General features: G+C 31.6%; 21 protein-coding genes. 18 read left to right on the top strand and 3 right to left on the bottom strand.

Annotated elements, in window-relative coordinates:
* Positions 1–221: 221 nt before the first annotated feature.
* From B7R67_RS22010 to B7R67_RS03180, 16 genes are all read left to right on the top strand, one after another.
* Complete coding sequence (locus B7R67_RS22010) at positions 222–377, top strand: hypothetical protein (RefSeq protein WP_158095008.1); 156 nt, start codon at positions 222–224, stop codon at positions 375–377.
* Positions 378–451: 74 nt separating this feature from the next.
* Entirely contained in the window at positions 452–1,417 is a 966-nt protein-coding gene (locus B7R67_RS03250) for a nuclease-related domain-containing protein (protein WP_158095007.1), read from the top strand.
* A 226-nt stretch (positions 1,418–1,643) separates the two neighbouring features.
* On the top strand, positions 1,644–2,588 hold the full coding sequence (locus tag B7R67_RS03245) for a DMT family transporter (RefSeq protein WP_088067495.1): 945 nt from the start codon (positions 1,644–1,646) through the stop codon (positions 2,586–2,588).
* Positions 2,589–2,807: 219 nt separating this feature from the next.
* Positions 2,808–3,704 carry a hypothetical protein gene (locus B7R67_RS03240; protein WP_088067493.1) on the top strand — a complete coding sequence of 299 codons (897 nt, stop codon included), beginning with the start codon at positions 2,808–2,810 and terminating at the stop codon, positions 3,702–3,704.
* A 204-nt stretch (positions 3,705–3,908) separates the two neighbouring features.
* Positions 3,909–4,253, top strand: coding sequence for a DUF805 domain-containing protein (locus tag B7R67_RS03235; protein WP_088067491.1), 345 nt, complete (start codon positions 3,909–3,911; stop codon positions 4,251–4,253).
* Between the two features lie 197 nt (positions 4,254–4,450).
* A complete protein-coding gene (locus B7R67_RS03230; protein WP_088067488.1) occupies positions 4,451–4,801 on the top strand; it encodes a DUF805 domain-containing protein in 351 nt (116 codons plus the stop codon).
* 157 nt (positions 4,802–4,958) lie between these two features.
* Positions 4,959–5,402, top strand: a complete 444-nt coding sequence (locus tag B7R67_RS03225; protein ID WP_088067486.1) for a hypothetical protein — start codon at positions 4,959–4,961, stop codon at positions 5,400–5,402.
* An 8-nt stretch (positions 5,403–5,410) separates the two neighbouring features.
* A complete protein-coding gene (locus B7R67_RS03220; RefSeq protein WP_088067484.1) occupies positions 5,411–5,632 on the top strand; it encodes a helix-turn-helix transcriptional regulator in 222 nt (73 codons plus the stop codon).
* A gap of 60 nt (positions 5,633–5,692) precedes the next feature.
* Complete coding sequence (locus B7R67_RS03215) at positions 5,693–6,397, top strand: DUF4386 domain-containing protein (protein ID WP_088067482.1); 705 nt, start codon at positions 5,693–5,695, stop codon at positions 6,395–6,397.
* A gap of 414 nt (positions 6,398–6,811) precedes the next feature.
* Positions 6,812–7,750, top strand: a complete 939-nt coding sequence (locus B7R67_RS03210) for a carbohydrate ABC transporter permease (RefSeq protein WP_235822072.1) — start codon at positions 6,812–6,814, stop codon at positions 7,748–7,750.
* Positions 7,750–8,580, top strand: coding sequence for a carbohydrate ABC transporter permease (locus tag B7R67_RS03205; protein WP_088067480.1), 831 nt, complete (start codon positions 7,750–7,752; stop codon positions 8,578–8,580). The genes B7R67_RS03210 and B7R67_RS03205 overlap by 1 nt, the downstream gene beginning before the upstream one ends.
* Positions 8,581–8,711: 131 nt before the next feature.
* Positions 8,712–9,983 (top strand): ABC transporter substrate-binding protein, encoded by a 1,272-nt coding sequence (locus B7R67_RS03200; RefSeq protein WP_088067479.1) that lies wholly within the window; start codon positions 8,712–8,714, stop codon positions 9,981–9,983.
* Between the two features lie 287 nt (positions 9,984–10,270).
* The gene (locus B7R67_RS03195; RefSeq protein ID WP_088067478.1) at positions 10,271–12,100 is read left to right on the top strand and encodes a sensor histidine kinase; all 1,830 of its coding nucleotides are present in this window, start codon (positions 10,271–10,273) and stop codon (positions 12,098–12,100) included.
* Positions 12,078–13,631: a response regulator transcription factor gene (locus tag B7R67_RS03190; protein ID WP_088067477.1), complete on the top strand. Its 1,554-nt coding sequence runs from the start codon at positions 12,078–12,080 to the stop codon at positions 13,629–13,631. The genes B7R67_RS03195 and B7R67_RS03190 overlap by 23 nt, the downstream gene beginning before the upstream one ends.
* A gap of 89 nt (positions 13,632–13,720) precedes the next feature.
* Entirely contained in the window at positions 13,721–14,686 is a 966-nt protein-coding gene (locus B7R67_RS03185; RefSeq protein WP_088067476.1) for a phosphotransferase enzyme family protein, read from the top strand.
* 550 nt (positions 14,687–15,236) lie between these two features.
* Positions 15,237–17,285 carry an LTA synthase family protein gene (locus B7R67_RS03180; protein WP_088067475.1) on the top strand — a complete coding sequence of 683 codons (2,049 nt, stop codon included), beginning with the start codon at positions 15,237–15,239 and terminating at the stop codon, positions 17,283–17,285.
* 74 nt (positions 17,286–17,359) lie between these two features.
* On the opposite strand, the gene pstA is transcribed toward B7R67_RS03180, so the two are convergent.
* The 3 genes from pstA to B7R67_RS03165 all read right to left on the bottom strand — a co-directional run bounded on the left by pstA (position 17,360) and on the right by B7R67_RS03165 (position 20,213).
* Entirely contained in the window at positions 17,360–18,238 is an 879-nt protein-coding gene (gene pstA / locus B7R67_RS03175) for a phosphate ABC transporter permease PstA (protein WP_088067474.1), read from the bottom strand.
* 1 nt (position 18,239) lies between these two features.
* Entirely contained in the window at positions 18,240–19,184 is a 945-nt protein-coding gene (gene pstC / locus B7R67_RS03170; RefSeq protein ID WP_088067473.1) for a phosphate ABC transporter permease subunit PstC, read from the bottom strand.
* Between the two features lie 75 nt (positions 19,185–19,259).
* Positions 19,260–20,213, bottom strand: a complete 954-nt coding sequence (locus B7R67_RS03165) for a PstS family phosphate ABC transporter substrate-binding protein (RefSeq protein WP_088067472.1) — start codon at positions 20,211–20,213, stop codon at positions 19,260–19,262.
* A 212-nt stretch (positions 20,214–20,425) separates the two neighbouring features.
* On the opposite strand from B7R67_RS03165, the gene B7R67_RS03160 reads away from it, so the two are divergent.
* Positions 20,426–21,115, top strand: coding sequence for a winged helix-turn-helix domain-containing protein (locus B7R67_RS03160; protein WP_088067471.1), 690 nt, complete (start codon positions 20,426–20,428; stop codon positions 21,113–21,115).
* 146 nt (positions 21,116–21,261) lie between these two features.
* The gene (locus B7R67_RS03155; RefSeq protein WP_088067470.1) at positions 21,262–23,097 is read left to right on the top strand and encodes a methyl-accepting chemotaxis protein; all 1,836 of its coding nucleotides are present in this window, start codon (positions 21,262–21,264) and stop codon (positions 23,095–23,097) included.
* Positions 23,098–23,114: the final 17 nt, after the last annotated feature.

Here is a 23,114-nt window from a genome sequence, read left to right as displayed (position 1 = left end):
TGCTTTTATAAGATCTTGCTATTTATTTAAAACTCTAAGTTGTTTCTTTCAAAGAAACCTTATTTAAAATAATTATTATTAAATATATATTACCACATTCTAAGATTTGTGATGAAATTATTTGCTTTATTGATAAAAAATATTTCTAAAAGTGAAATGTACGTGAACTTTTCTGATTTTCGGGGGAGTGCGAGTTTAAGGGCAGCAAGGGCGAACAAATTGTGTACTTTATTGATAAATCTGTGGAAATTGTTGATAAAGTGATTATTTTTATTGATATAGTACTAATTTTTGTTGATAAAGAGTGTAGATTTGTTGATAAACAGCAAATCTCATTGAATTTATTCGTAAAAGAGTCACAAATGAAAGCGATATGAACGTAATTTCGTTAGATAATTAAGCTAGTAATGGCTATTTATTCAAGAAGGGCCAAAAAAGGAGTGGCATGTTATTGATTGTTAAAGAAAGAAAACCCCCTATTACTTTACTGAAATTAGAAGCACTATTGAGGAGATTACCAAAAGAACATTCGATGCGATCAACAATTGAAAGTGATTTTATGAAGATCAAATCGGGATATGTAGGTGAGAAAAAAGTTGATTATTATTTAAACTTTTTACCAAAGAAAGAGTACAGTATCTTCCATAATATAAGATTAAAAAGTGAGGATCATTTCTTTCAAATTGATACTTTAATTATCACAAGTAAGTACATTCTTTTATTAGAAATAAAAAATATGTTAGGTAATCTTATGTTTGACAGGGATTTTCATCAATTTATTCGAGTTCTTGGGCAAAATGAAGAAAATTTTCCTAATCCAATTTTACAAGTTAATCGTCATCAAAAAGAGCTAATAAGTTTCCTTAGTAGACACAAGTTGGATATTCCCCCTATTTACTCATTTATTATCATTAGCAATACTTCATCTGTTATAAAAACCACACTTCGCACATCCAAAGTTCTTGAAAACGTATTTCACACAGAACATCTTCCTTTAAAAATTCAAATGCTTAATGAAATAAAAACCAATCAAATAGTTTCAACAAATCAAAAACGAAAAATAACTAAAGCTATATTAAAGAATCATACTCCTTTAATTTCTAATGTATTAGAAAAGTACAATATTAATAAAAATGACATTATTAAAGGAGTATTTTGTCCAAATTGTATTACTCGTATAATGAAGCGTGCTCATGGCAGTTGGTATTGTGAGTGCTCACATAAATCAAAGGTAGCACATGTTCAGGCAATATATGATTACGGCTATTTAATTGGTCAATCAATATCGAATTGTGAATGTAGAGATTTCTTGCAATTGTCATCAAGTTCGAGCGCATCCTATTTGTTAAAGTCACTTAATTTAACTCAAATTGGATTCAATAAAAGCACAAAGTACTTGTTTCAGTTTGATGATTAACAAAAAGTAAATACGAACAGAATGTGTATTTTATTGATAAAGGTGTGGAATTTGTTGATATAGTACTAAATTTTGTTGATAAAGCATGTAGATTCGTTGATAAAAGAAAGATTTCCGTTGATAAAGGTCGAATTCATATTTATTGAAAATATTCTTCTGTCATAAATGTTAGTCTAGATGATAGAATAGACTGTACTGTATAGAGAGAGACAGATGGAGGGGAAAAATGTCTGCAAAAAAATTTTTTACACATCCTTTGGGAGTAATCTTATCAGCGGTTATTACAACTTTTTTATGGGGAAGCGCATTTCCATTTATTAAGTTAAGCTATGCACACTTAAACATCGAAAAAAATGAGATTTGGAAGCAAATGATTTTCGCAGGCTACCGTTTCTTTTTAGCGTCACTATTAATTTTTATCTTTTTTACGATTATTGGACGTAAGTTATCTTTCCAACGAAATACTTTCTTTACAGTAGGGAAAGTTGGATTATTTCAAACGTTTTTACAATATGTTTTGTTCTATATAGGTTTAAGTTTTTCAACTGGAGTTCAAGGGTCCATAATTGCAGGAACTACTTCATTTTTCCAGCTATTAGCTGCACATTTTATGTATAAAAATGATCGTTTAACTTTACGAAAGATGGTTGGTGTAACGGTAGGATTTGCAGGAGTAATCATCGTAAATATAACAAAAGGAACTCTTTCGTTGCATTTAGGAATTGGAGAGATTTTATTATTAATCGCAATGGCCTTTGGGGGTTATGGTAACGTACTTGCAAAAGAGGCGGCTAAGAAGGTTGATGTTGCTTATTTAACAGCATATCAAATGATGATTGGTTCTTTTGGATTATTATTAATTGGTGGATTAACTGCAGGATTTTTTCCATTTCACTTTGATTTAGTTACATTTGGAATGCTCGTTTATTTATCGCTATTATCGGCTGTTGGATTTATTCTTTGGAACAATGTAATGAAATATAATCAAGTTGGAAAAGTATCAATGTACTTATTCTTAGTGCCAGTTTTTGGGGTGATTTTATCATCGATCATGCTTAATGAGGTACTATCATATTTAGTTTTCATCGGCTTAATTATGGTAACTTCCGGCATAATTATTGTAAATTATCAAAAGGATCAACGAAATTCTCAGATGAAAAGTGCATCTTAATTTGAATATTAAAAGCTGAATATAAGCAACTCTTCCTTATCGTATTAGGGTGGAGTTGCTTTTTGTTTTATTAAGAGAAGGTTTGGCTTGAATGGGATTGGAAGATTTTATAGGATAGAACGAATAAAATTATCGTGATATAATATTTTTGGTTTATAAAAAGGAAATAAGTTAATTTAACTAGATAAATAGATTAATTGTAAGGGAGAGTAGACGATCATGAAAAAATCAATTAAGAATGTTATTTTGGCAACATCGATTGTTTTATCTGTGGGAACCATAGTTGGACCAGCGGAAGCTGCTACAAAGAAGACAACTTCAAGTTCACAAATGATCAGTCCAGTTAAACTTCCAGCAAGTAATTCAATAAAAAAGATGGCATTAGAAATTACATCATGGTATGAAACATCATTACCATCATCAGATGGATTTGGTGCAACTAGCGGGAATTTTGACGGAGCAGGATTATCATTTGGTGCTCTTCAAGAAAATTTTGGTACTAATACATTACAACCAATTATGAAAAATATGATAACGAATCATAATGATATAGTTTTAAAAGCATTTAATGGAGATATGGATTCTTATAATACATTTAAAGATGTTATGATGAACAAATCGATAAAAGAACAGATTGCTTGGGGAGAATCAATTAGCAACCCTAATGATAAATATCAAATTGTAGAACCTTGGAAGACTTATTTTAGAAAAATTGGTAAGAGTAAAGAGTGTATTAACGAACAAATTAAAGCCTCAAAATGGTATTTTGAGCAAACAGATAAGTATTACAAAACATTTGGATTATGGACAAAAAGAGGATATGCACTAATGTTTGACATTTTTGTACAAAGTGGTGCGATATCGGATAAAACAAAAAATTTAATCCTATCAGACTTTAAAAAAATTGATACAAAAAATCTGACTAAGGAACAAATTGAAACTAAAAAAATGAATATTATCGTAAATCGTCGTGCCGAAGACGTTCCAAAACAATGGAGAGCAACGTGGAAGTCTAGAAAATCAGTCATCGCAAATGGCAGTGGTAAGGTCGTTGGTTATGGAGACTTTTTTGATGTAACTCCATATGGTGCTACGTTAACTCATGTAAATAAATAATTTATCAAAACACTTAAGCCGCCTTGTATAAAGGCGGTTCTTTTTTGTTAAATTATAAAGAACATTTTTATAAAATTTATCAAAAAAGAAATTTTTTTAAAATAATACTAATAATAGGAAATCATAGTCATTAAAATATGTTAATCTTACAATATTAGTTACATACTTATGTTTACTAAATTAACTTCTAAGGAGAGATCAGCAGTGCAGTGGTACTTAAAAGTATTAAAGAATTATGCAGTATTTGAAGGAAGAGCGAGTAGAACTGAATTTTGGATGTTCATGCTATTCAATGTCATTATTACTATTTTACTAACACTAATAGAAAATTTTGCAAATATGAACGGTTATCTTTCTGGAATCTATGGGTTGGCAACTATACTACCATTAATAGCAGTCGGTGTTCGCAGATTACATGATGCTGGTAAAAGTGGCTGGTGGTATTTTCTTTGTTTGATTCCGCTAATCGGATCGATTATCCTTCTAATTTTCTTCTGTTTTGGAAGTGAAGAGCGTGAAAATCGATTTGGGCCAGTTCCAAGAGTTTAGAAATTAATTTACGAATAAGGATGTTTCCACCAGTCTGAAAATTATGTTTTAGAATTTATCTATGACAGTAGCCGCCTAGTATATAGGCGGTTTTTTTACGTTACATAATAAAACGAAATTCATAAAATTGATAATGTTCACTTGAGGTTAGGAATAGACTTAAATGTACCATATTAACTGCTTAGGAGGGATCAATTGTGGAATGGTATTTAAAAGTAATAAAGAATTATGCAGTCTTCCAAGGTAGAGCAAGAAGAAAAGAGTATTGGATGTTTTATCTGTTTAATGCAATTATTATTCTTATACTTTCAATTTTAGAAAACCTTGCAAATATTGATAAATTAATAACTGGGATCTATGGTTTATTTGTTTTTTTACCAAATTTAGCTGTTGGAGTTCGTAGGTTACATGATTCAGGCAAAAGTGGTTGGTGGATACTAATCGGATTAATTCCTATTATCGGTACAATTATTCTAATTATTTTCTTGTGCTTGGATAGTGAAGATGGCGAAAACCGTTTCGGATTTAATCCTAAAGGATTGGGTTAATAGAAGAAGATTCGTGATTTAAGAAGTAGACCGCCTTGGAAAAGGTGGTTTTTTTTGTTCAAAAGAATCATTTTCATAACAAAATGTAAACTTTGCTTTACATCAAGCATATAATACTTTACCAGATGTAAAAGTGACTTTACAGGAGGTGTAGACCATGACATACCAAGAAAAGAAGAGTATTGTATCGATAATTAGTGCGATATTCATTTTCATAACTTATTGCTTGTATATGTTTCCTCAGTTTCCAAATAGCGGGGTGGAATCAGAAGCTTTTCGTTTTTGGGGTTCTTTTGTCCTCATACTAACGTTGATTTCAATTGCCGCGCATATCATAATTAGCATCATTTTTAACATTTTCTATCGAATTACCACTAGAGAAAAAGAACCAAAATTTGCTGATGAACTGGATAAATTAATTGATTTAAAAGCTAATCGAAATTCATTTTTTGTGTTTATTATTGGATTTGTTCTTGCAATGGGATCACTTATCATCTATCAGCCTTCACAAGTTATGTTCATTATTCTAATTATATCGGGATTCATTTCGGATGTAGTTGGTTCTGTTACGAAACTGTATCACTATAAGAGAGGAGTGTAAGATTTTAAATGGGCAAAGTTCTTGTCGGCAATCATATACGGAAATTACGTTTCAATCATAATGAAATGACTCAGCAGCAATTGGCTGACAAGGTGGGCGTAACAAGACAAACAATCATGGCTCTAGAGAAAGGAAACTATTCCCCATCATTAGAACTAGCCTTTCGAATTGCACGCGCCTTTAACTTATCATTGGAGGAGGTTTTCTTTTACGCTGACGAAACAAAATAGAAGTAGTTTTTTTGTATTCCTTTACCATTTTTGATTTTATAATAGATAGGGGATAAAAAAATGATTTCAAATAAAAGAGCGGCAAAAATTGTGGGGGTATTGTTTATTCTTGCGGCTGTTACGGCTATTATTGGCCTTAAACTATATGAGCCGATTTTAAAAGGTCCAAATTACTTGGTTATAGGTTCCGAACATGCTAACCAGGTGACATTGGGAGCGCTAATGGAATTATTTCTTGTTGTATCAGCGATAGGTACTGCCACAACAATGTTTCCAATTTTAAGAAAGTATAATGAAACAATTGCTCTATGGCATGTCTGCTTTAGATTTCTTGAAGCAATTATTATTACGGTTGGGATAATCAGCGTATTGTCTTTATTAACTTTAAGTCATGAATTTGTTGCATCGGGAGCCCCAGATATCGTTTCTTTTCAAGCTTCGGGAACTTTATTAAAAGCAGTACATGATTGGACATTTATGCTTGGTCCACTATTTATGTTAGGTATTAATACAATGATGTACAGTTATATATTTTTTAAAACTAAACTTGTTCCTAGAGCAATATCAATCTTAGGAATGTCAGGAGCATTGCTAGTTTTTATTTGTGCATTATTAGTAATGTTTGGTGCGATTGACCAAATTTCTGTTATAGGTGGGATCATGGCTCTGCCAGTAGCTGCTAATGAAATGATCTTAGCATTATGGCTAATCATTAAAGGATTCGATGAGAAAGTGATATTTTCTTTTTCTCAAAAAAATAAATGAGGAGTTTGACTTCCGCCTAATTCGTTTAAAAGGTATTATTTTTAATTGCAAAAAAGATTATTGTTCTTAGGAAAAATATAGTTTAACAACTCAAAGAAAATGTAGAAATTAGCTGCTTAATTGCAGCTTTTTTTGTTTGAAATAACAATAAAAAGGCTCTGAAATTAAGAGCAGGAAGGGGGCAGGAAAGAGCAGGGAAAACATATAAGACGAGAATTACATAGAGGAAACCAATAAAATTATTCTAAAGTCTTTTAATATCTTTTTCTTTCTCCTTGATCCTGCCTTTTCTTATCTGTATCGGAAATCAACCTCAAAAAAATTAATCTAGTCAATATATTCCACCCTACTGTTCAAATGAATACGTTTTCATAGATGGAGAGGTATTTTATGATATTAGTGGAGGTGTTACAGATGATTGAAACAAAAAAAGCTATTGATTCAACTTCAACAGATGTCGCAACAAAGAAGTCATCTTCTAAAAAGTTTCGAGATTTTTTAAATTATATTACGTTTATAGGACCAGCAACTATTGTATTTGCAGCAATCGTGTTAACGCCATTTTTAATAGGGTTTTTCTATTCATTTACTGAGTGGGATGGAGTAGCGGATTCAGCAAAATGGGTCGGACTTGAAAATTATAAATACATTTTTACACAAGACAAAGATTTTATTCATTCATTTATTTTAACAGGAAAATATACATTATTCGCTGTAATCTTAACCAATGTGATTGGTTTTAGTTTAGCGTTAATTGTGACTCAAGCATTAAAGACAAGAAATATTTTAAGAACAATCTTTTTCCTTCCGAACTTAATTGGTGGTTTATTATTAGGATTTATTTGGCAGTTCATTTTTAATAAAGGATTAATTTCGATTGGACAATTATTGCATTCAGACTTTTTACAAAGAGCCCTTTTAGGTGAAGAAAAAGGTGCGTTTTGGGCAATTGTAATCGTAGCGGTATGGCAAGGTGCAGGTTACATAATGGTTATTTATGTAGCGGCCCTACAAGGTGTACCACAGGAATTAATAGAAGCAGCTCAAATTGATGGTGCGAATAAATTCCAGGTGTTACGTAAAATCATTATTCCAATGGTAGCACCAGCTGTAACTGTTTGTTTATTCTTAACAATTTCATGGTCATTTAAAGTGTTTGATACAAACCTTTCATTAACAAATGGTGGACCATTTAAGTCTACAGAAATGTTGGCTTTAAATATTTATACTGAGGCTTTTGTTAATAACCGTTATGGTTTAGGTGAAGCAAAGGCGATTGTTTTCTTCGTAGTCGTTGCGTTAATTTCGGTTATTCAAGTTTACCTTACGAAGAAGAAGGAGGTTGAGGCATAATGCTAAAAGAACGATATACTGGCCTTACTTTTATATTAGAAATAGCGGCAATCATACTTGCTCTCATCTTCTTAGTTCCTTTTTATTATGTATTAGGAAATTCATTTAAATCATTTGCTGATATTTTACAAAATACATCTTCGCTTCCAAAAAGCTTAGATTTTACAAACTATCAACAAGCCATTCAAATTATGGATTTCTGGAAAGCGTTAATGAACTCGTTAATCGTGACAATTGTTAGTAATGTTGTGATCGTCTTTTTCTGTTCGATGGCAGCTTATAAATTAGTTCGTTCAAAAAGTAAAATTTCAAATGTCATTTTCTTTATCTTTGTAGCGGCAATGGTTATTCCATTCCAATCAATCATGATACCACTGGTTAAAGTTGGAAGTAAACTTCATTTAATGAATAGCCATTGGGGATTAATAGTGATGTATCTAGGCTTTGGTTCAGCATTATCAATCTTCTTATATCATGGTTTTATTAAAACGATTCCTATTGAGTTAGAGGAAGCAGCTATTATTGATGGTTGTTCACCGACGATGGTTTTCTGGAAAGTTGTTTTTCCACTATTAAAACCAATTACAGTAACTATTGTTATCTTAAATACGTTATGGATCTGGAATGACTTCTTATTACCATCACTTGTATTGAGGGATATGGAGTTAAGAACGATTCCACTTGCTACATTCTATTTCTTTGGAGCATATACAAAACAATGGAACTTAGCTTTATCTGGACTTGTTTTAGGTATTACTCCATTATTAATTTTCTTCTTTGCAGCACAAAAACATATTATTAAAGGAATTACGAGCGGTTCAATAAAATAGTGTGATGGGGTGGAAGCTTATCAATATTTTCCACCCATCATGTCAATATTAGCTATCATTAATTAATTCTAATTAAATGTATAATGAAAGCGTATTCAAAATAAAGAATATTGAGACGGGGGTTTATTTTAATGAAAAAGGTGCTAAAAGTAGCAGCAGCATTAACAACTTCAATGATGTTATTTTCTGCTTGTTCTGGGGGATCTTCAGACAAAGGTTCAAATGATTCAAAGGATAAAAAAGTTACATTAAACGTATTCCAGTTTAAAGCTGAGATTGCGAAAGATTTAGAAGCAATGGCAAATGATTACCACAAGGAAAATCCAAACGTTACAGTTAAAATCCAAACAGTTGGTGGCGGCGCTGATTATGGTGCTGCATTAAAAGCTCAGTTTGCATCTGGTAATGAGCCTGATATTTTTAACAACGGTGGATTCCAAGAAGCAGTTACTTGGAAAGATAAATTAGAAGATCTATCTGACCAAGCTTGGGTAAAAGATTTATACCCTGGTACTGAAAAACCAATGACAATCGATGGCAAACTTTATGGTATGCCGATGAATACTGAAGGTTATGGCTTTATTTACAATAAAGATTTATTTGCAAAAGCTGGTATTACAGAAACACCAAAAACTTTAAGCGAATTAACTGCAGCAGCTGAAAAGCTACAAAAAGCAGGCATCACACCTTTCTCTATCGGATATGGTGAGTGGTGGATCTTAGGAATTCACTTATTAAATATTCCTTTCGCTCAACAAGAAGATCCAGATCAATTCATGGCTGATGTTTCTTCTGGAAAAGTTAAAATTCAAGACAATGAGAAATTTAAGCAATTCATGAAATTATTTGATCTAACGATTAAATATGGTAATAAAAACCCATTAACAACTGACTATAACACTCAAGTTACAAACTTTGCTCAAGGTAAAGCTGCTATGATCCAACAAGGAAACTGGATTCAAGGTATGGTTGACGGAATTACTCCAAACATGAATTTAGGAGTATTACCAATTCCAATCAATGATGACAAAGAAGCAATGGACAAATTACCAATGGGTGTACCAAATAACTGGGTAGTTAACAAAAACTCTAAAAATAAAGAAGAAGCTAAAAAATTCTTAAATTGGATGGTTACTTCTGAAACTGGTAAGAAATACATTGTAGAGAAATTTAAGTTTATCCCTGCTTTAAGCACAATTGAAGGTAAAAACTTAGGACCAATCGCTGACGATTTATTAAAATATTCTTCTGAAGGTAAAACATTATCTTGGAACTGGTTTAAATACCCAGATGGAGCAACAAATGAGTTTGGTGCATCAATGCAAGCTTATATTGGAAAGCAAAAATCTGCTAACGAAATGTTAAAATCTCTTGAAGATACTTGGATGAAGTTAAAAAAATAAAGTATTAAATTGAGGCTAATCATGAATACATGATTAGCCTCAGACTATTGATAAATGCTCGCTTTCTTCGCTTTACGCCTGCTTGCGGTGCTCATTACCTCTATGGTAACTCTGCTCCTCGTCAGTCTTAGCGCCTTGAAAGACAAGCGTTTTCTATTAGTTTAAATATCTGTACAAAAAGGGCTAATCATGTAATAGATGATTAGCCTAGTTTTATATAGGTAAAATTTATACTTTCTGATAAACTAGATGTATAAAATGCAAACGTTTCCGCAAAGGATGTTAACATGAAAAACAGTATTAGAAGTAAACTTATTGTCTTGCTATTAATTGCAACCATCATCCCATTTGGGTTATCAATTATAGCTAGTTATTTTTATACTAAAAACACAGTTACGAAAGAATTTGTAAATACAAATCATGATTTATTAGAGCGTAGTGGAAATGATTTATTGAACTACTTTAATGAGATTCGTGGAATTCCATTGTCAATTTACAGTAATAGACCATTTTTGTCTGTTTTAGAAAATGGAGCTTCTACTTATATTGAACAAAATTCTGCTGAAATTAATCGAAGTCTACTAGGTCTATACTTTTCAAGAAGAGAGATTGAGCAGCTGCATTTGTATTTAACGAAAGGTAAGGATGATTACACGGTTTACAATGCAAAGGTTAGCAGTAGAGGGAAGCTATATAATTTCAATAAAATACGCGCATACAGAAATTTAAGTTATTCAAGAAATTCGTATTATATTGAGCCTACTCATGCGATTCAAAACTATAATAATTTATCTGACTTCAGAGTAGAACCTGTAAAGCAAGTTGTTTCATTACATTATTTTCTAAATAACGTAACATCTGATCAATGGCTAGGTTTCTTATCAATTGATATTGAATTAGGTCGGATTAAAGAGATTTTCGATCGTATCTATAAAAAAGGCGAAGAACACTTATTCGTTGTGGGGGATGGAAATGTAGTCCTTTATTCATCTGAAAAAAAGCTAATCGGGACGAAGCTGAAAACAAAATGGTATGAAAAGATAAGCTCAGATAAATCAGGTGAAACAAGTTTTGATTGGAAGGATAAAGACTTTAGCGGAGTATATGTTTATGACAAAATAAATAGCAATCATCAACAATGGACAATCATTAAGAGTATACCGTATAAAAATCTTTATCATAATTCGAATCAATTGTTGAAGATCACTGTAACACTCGGAGCAATTTCAGTTTTACTCGTCATTATTTTAACAATTATTGTTTCATTTCGTTTCACTCGACCAATACGCATATTAATCCGAGATATGCAGCGTATAGAAAAAGGTGAACTTGCTGTTTCATTTGATTCGTTAGGTAATGATGAATTTGGACAACTCGGAAAACATTTTACATCAATGGTAGACACATTAAACGAATTATATATAAAAGAATATAAGTTGCAAATCGAGAATAAAACAAATCAATTGAAAGTTTTACAATCTCAAGTAAATCCGCATTTTTTATATAATGCTTTGCAGTCGATCGGAACGCTTTCGTTAAAGAACGACGGAATTAAAGTGTATCGATTGATTATGTCACTTTCAAAAATTATGAGATATAGCATGAAAAATAATGAAGATTTTGTAACTCTTAAAGATGAGCTTAATCATATCAATGACTACTTAATACTTCAAAATGAACGGTATGATGGGAAATTTGAATATAATTTAGATGTTGAAAAAGGCTTAGAAAAAGTAATCATGCCTAAAATGATTTTACAACCAATTGTAGAAAATTTCTTCAAACATGGTTTTGAAAAACAACAAAAACTAGGTGCATTAAATATTACGATTAAAAGGCAACCTGATTATACATTAAAGATCACGATAGCTGATAATGGTGAAGGAGTATCAAAAGAAGAATTAGAACAAATTACTTCATCACTTTTAGTGGAAGGTTTGAATACCCAAGAAAGTATTGGCCTAAAAAACATTTCTGATCGCATTCAATTCTATTATGGTAAGAAGGCGCAATTGAAAATTGATAGTGTGAAGTATGAAAATTTTGTTGTATCAATAATCTTACCGATTGAAATGACTAGAGGAGAAATTAATCATGAAAGTTTTACTGATAGATGATGAAAAGCATGTTAGAGAAGGGATAAAACTTCTTGCAAACTGGGATGCAATTGGTGTTACGGAAATTTTAGAAGCAGAAAATGGAGCAATTGCCCAAAATATTATTAAGCATGAAAAGCCAACAATCATCTTTACGGACTTGATGATGCCGGAGCTAGATGGAAGAGGATTATTAAAATGGCTCCACTCTGAGAGTATAAATTGTAAAGTAATCGTCGTAACAGGCTATGATGATTATCACTATATGAGAGAAGCAATTCAATTCGGTGCTTCTGATTACTTATTAAAACCAATTGATCCAGATATATTAAATGAAACATTAGTAAAGGTTGTTTCAGATTGGAATGAACAGGAGAAAGAAAGATTAGACGCGTTAAACGATTTTCGATTGCTTCAGGAAGTTTTACCTGTATACAGAGATAAACAATTAACAAATGCGATTTTCGGCAAAGAATATAATCAAAATTTGTTATATCAGTTAGGGTATGAAGAAGGATTACCTTTACATGTTTCATTACTAAAATTAAGAAATATAGAGACATTCCAAGATATTTGGCCAGAGGAATTATGCCATTTTGCACTATTAAATATTGTTAATGAAGTCTTACAAAAACAGAATGAAGGAATTGCATTTCGAAATTTACAAAAAAACGAGGAAATTGGATTACTATACTGGGGTAATAATTTTACAGAATTTATTCACTACATTTCCAAAATATTATCCTCAATTGTTCCCTTTCCTTTTCATTTTGCAAATAGTAGAAAACTGACAACTGAGTCCATTCAATTTGGCTATGATGAAGCTATAAAAGTACTTCAGCATTTAAATATTTTGGAAAAAAGAGATTTACCTGTTTATACATTTGAAGATATAAAAGATTATAATTTAATAAATTTAGTAGAAATAATAAATCGCTTTGAACAGATGGTTGAGAAGCAAGAAATTTATATTTATGATGAAGTCATTCAACTTTTTGGAAAAAGAATTTCCCAGCAAAATTATCTTCCATATGTTCAGCTAAATTCATTGCATCAAGAATTTCTAATTTTTCTTAACCACTGGATAAACAAGCTTTCTCTTGAAAATATTCAAGAAGTAAATTTAGAAACATTCTGGAATGCTAAGGGACATTTTGAATTAGAAGATTATATTGCGACTCAAAGAGAAAGAATGCAATCAATTATTCAAGAAAATAATCCTACGAACAAAGAATTGAATAGTATAGAAGCAATTGCAAATTATATTCAACTAAATTATGCTGAGGAGATTTCGCTTCAGGAATTTTCAGAGAAATTTTATTTAAGCCGTGAATATATCTCCCGAAAGTTCAAACAAATTTATGGAGTAAATATATCTGATTATATTGTTTCGATACGAATAGAGAAAGCGAAAGAATTATTAAAGTTTCCAAATTTAAAAATATATGAAATTGCTGGCAAAATTGGTTATCAGGATGATAAATATTTTAGAAAAGTCTTTAAAAAAATCGTTGGAATGACCCCTAATGAGTACCGAAATATGAATGGATAAAAGTGATTTAGTAAAAAAATGCAGGAAAATCTTGGGATAATGAGAATTAATAATTAGATATTCATTCTTTTTATTCGGGGGATTAAGATATGGAACAAGCGGTTGAAAAAGTTTTTACTAAAGAGATTTTGAATAATGCTGCATTACAATTTGGCATAACAGTAGAAGAAAAACCTGTAGGTGAGTTCGAGAATTATCTTTTTAAAGGGAAGCTTGCTGATGGCACGGATCGAATTTTACGATTAACGCATTCATCACATCGCTCAAAAGTAGAAATTGAGGCAGAGCTTAAGTTCTTAAAATATGTTAGAGAGAATGGAGCAAATGCAGCGGGTTCTTTAACTTCATTAAACGGAAATTTAGTCGAAGTCCAAAATGCGAGTGATGGCACAAGCTTTTACGCGTCAATGTTTGAATGGGCAGACGGCCAATTAGTAGATCGTACAAACCCATCTGTGTGGAATGATAATCTAATGTATACATGGGGTAAAACGATTGGAAAGCTTCATGCATTAACAGTTGATTATCCGGTAACAAACGATAGAGAGCACTGGGACGAAGAAGCTTATTTAAGTGAAATGCTAAGTGATGAAGAACTAGGTATCTACACGCAGGAATTAATTGATGAAATTAAAGGTTATGAAAGAAAAAAAGATTCTTATGGGTTAATCCATAGTGATTTACATCTTCACAACTTTTTCGTAAATGATAAAGGAGAAATAACAGCCTTTGATTTCGATGATCTGCAATATAATTACTTTATTTCAGATATCGCAATTGTTTTGTATTATACAGCTTGGGGAAGCAAGGCATCATTTGAAGAAAAGTCTAATTTCGCTAAAAGGCAATTAGAGATCTTTCGAAAAGGATACGAAACGGAATTTGTACTAGATGAAGAGTGGTATAAGCGAATTCCTTCATTCTTAAAATGTCGTGATATAACTCTTTATCATGTATTGAATATGAAATATGAAGAGAAGACACAAAGAGTAATTGACCTGTGTGCAGAACTAAAAGAACGAATTGTAAATAAGAAAACGATTATTGATATTTAAAAAAAGGATGTCTCATTAGTCTAAGACTATAGAGACATCCTTTTTTTTGTAGGCTCTGTTAATGTTAATTGTTGATATTTTCAAAACACATTTTTGAGAAAGATTTTATGCAATTTTAAGACATTGATTGGAGTGGAAGGTGGCAGAAATAAAAAGCAGGCAAAGCAGGGAAAGAAGGGGAAAACAAATTGAAAGGAAATTGATTGAATTTTAAAGTCTTTTAATCTCTTTTCCTTTCTCTTTGATCCTGACTTTCCTTGTTCCTGCTCTTTAGGGCATCCTGGAACGGAAATCATCAAAATTCTTTTTTAACAGAGCCTTTCTGTAAAAAAAGAATTTTAATTTCCGTTTCAGGGTTTTCTTCATTTATATAAGGATAGCAGATCGTATTGTCTCTGAAAAATTTCTAAAATTGGATATTATTGTAAGAAAGTATTACAGGAATATTAATTTAATTAAAATAGTGTTATAATCAAGTTTTGTGAGCATCTTTTTAATTATATCTATCGAATTGAATAATATTTATAAATTTAGGGAGTAGGAGTAAGAAATGTCAGGAAGAACGAGGGTTACCTTTAATTTATTCATAAGTTTTTATTTAACATCATTGTTAATGTTCTGTGGAATTATGCTTTTTCAAAAAGGGTATTTTCTAAGAGCGGTTAATTTCGCATTATTTCATAAAAAAGAGATTTTAATCATTTCAGCGATTTTATTTTGTGTTCTTTGTTTTATAGTTGAAAAAATGGAATTCGTAAAGAAAATCAATTTTAACTCGAAGTTGTTCTATACGATTATGGTACTATTAAATACTGTTTCAGTCTCCATGATCCTATCAATCTATCTACTATATGTTCAGAAGGATAATTTCTTAAATCGAACTTTTCAATATATCATAACGCATAAACCACATTTTCTTGTTACGTTTATTATCATATTTGGCTTAAATCTTATTTTTGTAGCTATAATTCGAAATCTATATATTGCTAATACGATTTTTGGTTTAGTTATTTTCTTTATCGGTCAAGTACATTTCAATAAGTTGAAAATTTTGGGGGAACCTTTATATCCATCAGATTTTTCACTTGTAGCAACTATAGGTGAAGTTCTTCCGATGATTAGAAAGAATGTTAATTTGTTACCAATTGTTTTAGCGGTTGTTTTAATTGTACTTATTATTTTGGTTCAAAGATCTATGCCAAAAATTAGAATTCATCTTATAATCCGAGTTGCTTTAGCGGCGTTTGGTATTTTCATTGTTTATAGCTTTATGAACTACGGAGAAAAATGGACACTGCCTTATATGCAAAAGGCAGGAATTCAGTTTATTAGATGGAACCAACCGAGCAACTATGCATATAACGGACCTGTTATTGCATTTATGGGGAATTTCAAAAAAGAGTTAATGGATAAACCATCCGATTATAGTAAAAATAAAATAAACAGTATTGTTAAAAACACTCCTAATGAAAATAATGTAAGGCCTAATGGTTTAGGAGATTTACAACAAAAACCAAATATTATTTTTATAATGAGTGAGTCTTTTTGGGACGCTTCAAAATTAACTGGGCTTCATCTGCAAAGTGACCCAATCCCTACTATTCATAAAATAATGTCAGAGAATACTAGTGGAAATCTTCTTTCGCCTACATTTGGTGGGGGAACAGCGAATGTTGAATACGAAGCATTAACAGGACAATCTAATGCATTCTTAAGACCAGGATCAATGCCATATCAGGACGGACTAGCTAACAAAGGAAATATGCCATCGATAGTTAGTGTATTAAAAGATTCAGGATATTCAGTGGAAGCGATGCATCCATATAATCCAGCATTTTATAAGCGAAAAGAAGTTTATAAACGATTAGGATTCACAAATTTTTATAGTATGGGAACAATGAAGCATACAGATAAGTTTGGTAATTATATCTCTGATGAATCAGTTACTTTGGAATTAATTGATCTACTAAAGAAGAAAGATGGTCCAAAGTTTATTCATACTGTGTCAATGCAAAATCATTTACCTTATAATAAAAGCGATAATAACGAAACCTATTTTAATCAATTAAAGCCCGAGAATAATGTTATTTTAAGTAACTACTTCAAAGGGATCGAAGCGACGGACCTAGCAATTAAACATCTTACTGACTTTTTGGATACTTTTGATGAACCTACTATGGTTGTATTCTGGGGAGATCATATGCCGAGCTTCGGTAAAGACCGCGAAATTTTCAGTGAGGCTGGTTATTCAGCTAAAACACCGGTTGAGGATTTACGTAAGTTTTCTGAAACGCCATTTTTTGTTTACACAAATTATGATACGGAAAAGGTTCATTATGAATCATTAAGTCCAAGCTTTTTAAGTACAATTGTATTTGATAAAACAGGGCTAGCGAGACCACCATATTTTGATTTACTTACTCAAATTAGAGAAACAGTCCCAGGTATCAAAGGTGCAAACCGCTTGAACACGAAGGGTGAATTAATTACAGACTTATCAACTGAACAAAAACAATTGATAAAGAATTACGAGATGGTTCAATACAATCTTTTAGATGGTAAACAATACGATACTGATGAGTTATTTAAAGTAAAATAAAAAAAACTACGATTCAATTATGAATCGTAGTTTTTTTATACAAATTTTTATGGGGGAGTAGGCTAGTAACGATTCTAGTAACGATTTTGGAACTTATTTCGAATCCAAACAGCAATACCATTCATAATAATTAACATAGCAAGAAGGACAATAATTCCTGCAGCTGCAACGAATTGAAAAGCTTCTTGGGGACGTGATGTCCAGTTAAAGATTTGAATTGGCATAACTGTAAATCCTGAGAATAGATCCGTAGGCACGAAAGCAACATATGATAATGCTCCAATGACAAGAAGTGGAGCTGTTTCTCCGATTGCTCGAGAGAAAGCTAGTATACTACCAGTTAATATACCTGGTAATGCAGAAGGAAAGACAATACGGAAAATCGTTTTCCACTTTGTACCGCCTAAAGCGTATGATGCTTCACGAAGTTGGTTTGGGACTGCACGAATTGCTTCTTGCGATGAAACTACAATTACTGGAAGGATGACAAGTGACATTGTTAAACCACCAGATAAAATGCTTCGATCCAATCCAAATAGACGTACAAATACAGTTAATCCTAATAAACCAAATACGATTGAAGGTACACCTGCTAGATTTGAAATATTTAATTGAATGAATCTTGTTAAAAAGTTTTTCTTTGCATATTCCTCTAAGTATATAGCAGTACCAACACCAAGGATTAATGAAACTGGAATAACAACGGCCATTAACCAGATTGTTCCGTAAAGAGCAGCTTTAATTCCGGCTCTCTCCGGGATACGTGATGCAAAATTCGTAAAGAAATCTATAGATAAGTATGAAAATCCTTGTGTTCCAACACGATAAAGTAAAACAGCTAAGATCATTAATCCAAAAATTGTTGATAAAAAGAATAATTGTGAGCTTAGTTTATTTTTAACTAATCGTTTACCAATTTTAGCAGAAACTTTATTATGATCGATAAAATTCATATTAAATCACCTCTTTAAAACGTTTCGAAATAAAGTGTGCAATGATGTTCATTACAAATGTGAAGGCAAATAATGTTGTACCAACTGCATAAATACTGAAATATCCGATTGATCCGTAACTTACATCACCCTGGCTTACTTGTGCAATAAAAGCTGTCATAGTTTGAACGGCTTGTGTTGGGTTAAACGAGAAAACTGGATTTGCTCCACCAGCAACTGAAACAATCATCGTTTCACCAATTGCACGAGAAATACCAAGAACGAATGATGCGATTACGCCTGACATTGCAGCAGGAAGGATAACCTTTAATGATACTTCAAGTTTAGTCGAACCTAGCCCATATGCACCTTCGCGTAAAGAATTTGGCACGGAACTCATTGCATCTTCAGATAAAGAGGTAATCATTGGGATAATCATAATACCAATAACAAGACCAGGACTTAAAGCATTATAAATACCTAATGAAGGGATCATGCTTTTTAAAAGTGGTGTTACAAATGTTAAAGCAAAAAAACCATAAACAATAGTAGGAACACCGGCTAAAATTTCAAGAATTGGTTTAATTGTTCTACGCGTTTTATCAGATGCATATTCACTTAAATAGATAGCCGAAGTTAAACCAATCGGAACTGCTACAATTGTAGCGATAATAGAGGTTAATAAAGTTCCTGATATAAGTGGTAAAATACCAAAATCAGGGTTTCCTAAAGTAGGATGCCATTGTTTGCTTGTTAGAAATTCTTTTATCGAAACCTTGTCAAAAAAGTGAACTGTCTCAGCTAGCAAAGTAAAAATGATACCGAAAGTAGTGAATATAGCTACTAGAGCACAAATTAAAAATAATCTTGGCATCAATTTTTCTAAAATTGTATCAGTAGAATTTTTTTTCTTTTTATTTGCAGCTATTATTTGTCGTACAGGTGAAGAATTCTTCAATTCTATCATTTTAAAAACCCCCTATTTTCAAGAATGAAAGAGGTAAGGCTTCATCCAGACCCTACCTCTTAAAAATCTTATTTATTATTTTGTAGCTTCTTCTAATTTCTGAATATTGCTTTCATATTTTTCATCTTGTAATGGTACATATCCAACTTCTTGTGATAAAGTAGGAACATTTTCATTAGCGAATTTTAAGTAGTCCATTACTTCTGGGCGTTTAAGTGATTTTTTATTTACATAAGTAAAGATTTCACGGGAAAGTGGTGCATAAGAACCATCTTTAATCGTTTCTTCAGTTGGGATAACTGCCTTACCTGTTGTTGGGTTTACGATTGGTACGATTTTTAATTTATCTTTGTTTTCTTCATAGTAGGCATGTCCAAAGTATCCGATTGCACCTTTTTCACCAGCTACACCAGTAACAAGAACATTATCATCCTCAGACATTTGCGCATCTTTACGCTCACCAGCTTTTGCTAGGATTGATTCATTAAAATAATCATAAGTTCCTGATTCCGTACCTGGACTAAAGAATTTAATTTCTTCTTTTGGCCAAGCTGGATTGATCTCATTCCAAGTTTTAACTTTGCTGTCAACTGACCATAATTTTGCTAATTGTTCAACTGTTAATTGGTCAACGAAATCATTGTCTTTATTTACTACTACTGATAAACCATCATAAGCTAATTCTAATTGAATATAATCAATTTTATTTTGTTTAGCGATTGCAGCTTCTTCATCTTTAATTGGACGTGAGGCATTACTTAAATCAGTTTCGCCTTTTGTGAATTTTTCAAATCCGCCACCAGTACCACTAATTCCTACTGAAGCATGAACATCTGGTTGAGCAGAAGTATATTCTTCAGATACTGCTTCCATAATTGGAGCAACTGTTGATGAACCATCAATTAAGATATCTCCAGCTAATTTTTTATCAGAATTACTTGAAGTAGTTTTGTCTGCATTTCCACATGCTGCTAAAGATAACATTGCTGCGGCTGATAGTACTAGTAAAGGTGTTTTTATAAGCTTCATTTTAGATTTCCCCCTAAAAATATTCATAATTTTGTATTTGTTTCTCTAACCAATTTCTAATATATTCCATGATAGTTAACTAGCTTTTAACTAAACGTTAAGAATTTGTAAAGGTATAATAAAATTCCCCCTTTTTTTTTAATAACCAATTAAAATGACCGTATAAATAGAAAATAGTTAAAAATAAATTAACTAACAGGGGAGAAAATACGGTGGAGCAAGTTGTTATCATTCAAGATAAAAACGAGATTGAAGTTGTGCTTCAACAAAGTAAACAATTTGGACTGGTTAAAATAAGCACTTATTCCTATCGAAATTTTAAGGAAGAAGTGCATCTAGGTTTTTTAAAAGGTTGCATTGTATTAATGAAGAGTCGTGCTTTAAGTGAATTTATACCTTTAATAATGAGAATAAGACGTATAACGGAAGTACCAATCATATTATTAGTTGATACATATGATTCGTATGAAGCAGCTATTTGCATAGAAGCAGGTGCAGATGAATACGTTAAATATCCGATTCATCCAAGGGATTTATCTGCAAGAATTAAAGCTGTTATGAGAAGATGCTATAACGAAAAATTTGAAGAAGATCGAGAAACAGTTTTAAAGTTAGGCGATATTTCTATCTATTTAGATAGAGAGGAAATTTACAGAAATAAAATGCGGATAGAACTAAATGGCAGAGAATATTCGATTTTATTGTACTTAATAAAAAAAGCTGGAATCATTGTAACAAGGGAAGAATTAATGGAAGTGATCTCAGTTTTTAAAAATAAAAGATTAATAGATATCTATATACATGGATTACGTACAAAGATAGAAGAACTACCAAACTTTCCAAAATATATAAAAACGATAAAAGGAAAAGGTTATCGTTTTGAGACAGTTTATATAAGTTAATTACTTAAAAAATCCCATTTTATTAAATGGGATTTTTTGGCATATTTCACAATAAATTTACATTCAATTTATTTAAGTTAAACATTGTCTAAATATACTAAACTTAAGGGGATTTTGTAATAATTTGAAGAAATGTGGTGTATTTTGTGAAGAAAATAAAAGGCAAGGACTTAATCTTCAGGATTAAAAACACGGTTACTAAATTAGCTTCTGAAATAAGAAACAAAGGCTTTTTTAGTAAAATTAAAAGGGACATCACGAAAAACAAAATAATCTCAAAAAAAGAAACATCAGAATCTACAAGGAAAAATACGATTGAACGCTTTACACTTCAATCTCGCTTGGTTTTATTCACTGTATTATTAATAACTGTATCGTTAGCCGTTGTATCATTTATTTCTTATCATAAAGCGGAGAAAACGACAGTCACAATGATGAATAGTCGAATCGAACGTGAAGCTTCAATCATGAAAGAAATCTCTCAAAGTTTACAATATCGATATATAGGCGATGAGGTAGGATACGAGAAAGGAATTAATAGTGTAGTAAAAAATCAGATGGTTAGTCTATCACAGGAAGGTTTAAAGGCAACAGCATTTTATGTATCTGGAAAAGACTTAGTCGTAAAGCCATACAAAGTTAATTTACATACAGATTTAAAAATTTTAGACAAGGCAAAGTCAACTTTCCTTAAGAATCAACAAGGGGTAAGTAAATTACAGTATAAAAATAAATCATATACTTATGGTTTTATTAAAATTAGTGAGTTAAATGGTTATTATGTAGTTGTGATTGAAGATAATTCTTTTATGGGAAAAATCTATAATATGAAGAACTTTTTTCTAATCTCAATCATTATTAGTATCTTAATTGCAGGGGTTGCTACATATTTTGTGGTAAGAAAAATTATTAATCCTCTTGAGAAACTAAGAGATGTAATGAGAATTGTTCGAACTGGCGATTTAACGATTGAAGTAGAAACAAATTCAACGATTCCAGAGATTGTTTCATTAACGAAAAGCTTTAAATCTATGATTGGCCAAATGAGAGAAATGCTATCAAATATTGATTCTACGACTAATTCGTTGGTGATAACGAGTAAGGAATTACAACAAACTGCGGAAACTTCTTTTAACTATACGAGGGCTTCATTAGAAACTATGAATATCGTTAAATTAGGTGCTGAAGAAACAGCGGTTAGTTCAACTACGAATAGTAATGTATTCCACAATATGAAAGAGGAATCAGAAAGTGTTTTACAAACGATGAAGAATGTAATGGAAGCTTCAAATAATATGAATAATTCTGCTAAACACGGAGAAGACAATGTTGCAGAGTTACTAAAAACCTTCCAGCAAATTCAGCATAAATGCAGCCAATTGGCTAGTACTATACATAATGTAACAAATCATAGTTCGCAAATTTCAAAGGTAGTAACATGGATCCGTTCAATTGCAGATCAAACTAAATTACTTGCACTAAACGCTTCAATCGAAGCTGCGAGGGCAGGAGAATCGGGCAGGGGATTTGCCGTTGTTGCAAAAGAAGTACAGAATCTTGCAGTGCAATGTTCAAGTGCAACAGAAGACATTGCTGTTTCAGTGAACAAAATGGAAAAAATGATGGCAAATGCAACTGTTGAATTTAATCAACTTGCAATTGATACAGAGAATAGTACAGAAACAGTTGAATCATCTCGATTAGCGTTTAATTCTTTACTAACAACCATCACGGATATCAACCTAAAAATTGACAAAATGCATCAAGAATTATCGAAATTAAAGGATACAATCCCATTAATGGAAGAAACAACATTACAATTCGGTTCAATTTCACAGCAAACGTTAGCAAGCGCTGAAGAGATGATGAGTGCTTCAAATGAACAATTGAAACGAATGGAACAAACATTTGATAATAGCCAGCAAATTAATAAAGTAGCACAATCGCTTACAACATTAACGAATCAATTTGTAGTGAACTAAAAAAGCTAGGTGAATCC

This window comes from Gottfriedia luciferensis, assembly GCF_002156865.1.
Taxonomy (GTDB): domain Bacteria; phylum Bacillota; class Bacilli; order Bacillales; family Bacillaceae_G; genus Gottfriedia; species Gottfriedia luciferensis.
Note: the sequence above shows the minus strand (reverse complement) of the source record. Positions and strands in the feature narration are given on the sequence as shown.

Coding starts and splice junctions, on each gene's coding strand:
- B7R67_RS03245 (WP_088067495.1), top strand. CDS start 1,644: ATGTCTGCAAAAAAATTTTTTACACATCCTTTGGGAGTAATCTTATCA.
- B7R67_RS03240 (WP_088067493.1), top strand. CDS start 2,808: ATGAAAAAATCAATTAAGAATGTTATTTTGGCAACATCGATTGTTTTA.
- B7R67_RS03225 (WP_088067486.1), top strand. CDS start 4,959: ATGACATACCAAGAAAAGAAGAGTATTGTATCGATAATTAGTGCGATA.
- B7R67_RS03220 (WP_088067484.1), top strand. CDS start 5,411: ATGGGCAAAGTTCTTGTCGGCAATCATATACGGAAATTACGTTTCAAT.
- B7R67_RS03215 (WP_088067482.1), top strand. CDS start 5,693: ATGATTTCAAATAAAAGAGCGGCAAAAATTGTGGGGGTATTGTTTATT.
- B7R67_RS03210 (WP_235822072.1), top strand. CDS start 6,812: ATGATTGAAACAAAAAAAGCTATTGATTCAACTTCAACAGATGTCGCA.
- B7R67_RS03205 (WP_088067480.1), top strand. CDS start 7,750: ATGCTAAAAGAACGATATACTGGCCTTACTTTTATATTAGAAATAGCG.
- B7R67_RS03200 (WP_088067479.1), top strand. CDS start 8,712: ATGAAAAAGGTGCTAAAAGTAGCAGCAGCATTAACAACTTCAATGATG.
- B7R67_RS03195 (WP_088067478.1), top strand. CDS start 10,271: ATGAAAAACAGTATTAGAAGTAAACTTATTGTCTTGCTATTAATTGCA.
- B7R67_RS03190 (WP_088067477.1), top strand. CDS start 12,078: ATGAAAGTTTTACTGATAGATGATGAAAAGCATGTTAGAGAAGGGATA.
- B7R67_RS03185 (WP_088067476.1), top strand. CDS start 13,721: ATGGAACAAGCGGTTGAAAAAGTTTTTACTAAAGAGATTTTGAATAAT.
- B7R67_RS03180 (WP_088067475.1), top strand. CDS start 15,237: ATGTCAGGAAGAACGAGGGTTACCTTTAATTTATTCATAAGTTTTTAT.
- pstA (WP_088067474.1), bottom strand. CDS start 18,238: ATGAATTTTATCGATCATAATAAAGTTTCTGCTAAAATTGGTAAACGA.
- pstC (WP_088067473.1), bottom strand. CDS start 19,184: ATGATAGAATTGAAGAATTCTTCACCTGTACGACAAATAATAGCTGCA.
- B7R67_RS03165 (WP_088067472.1), bottom strand. CDS start 20,213: ATGAAGCTTATAAAAACACCTTTACTAGTACTATCAGCCGCAGCAATG.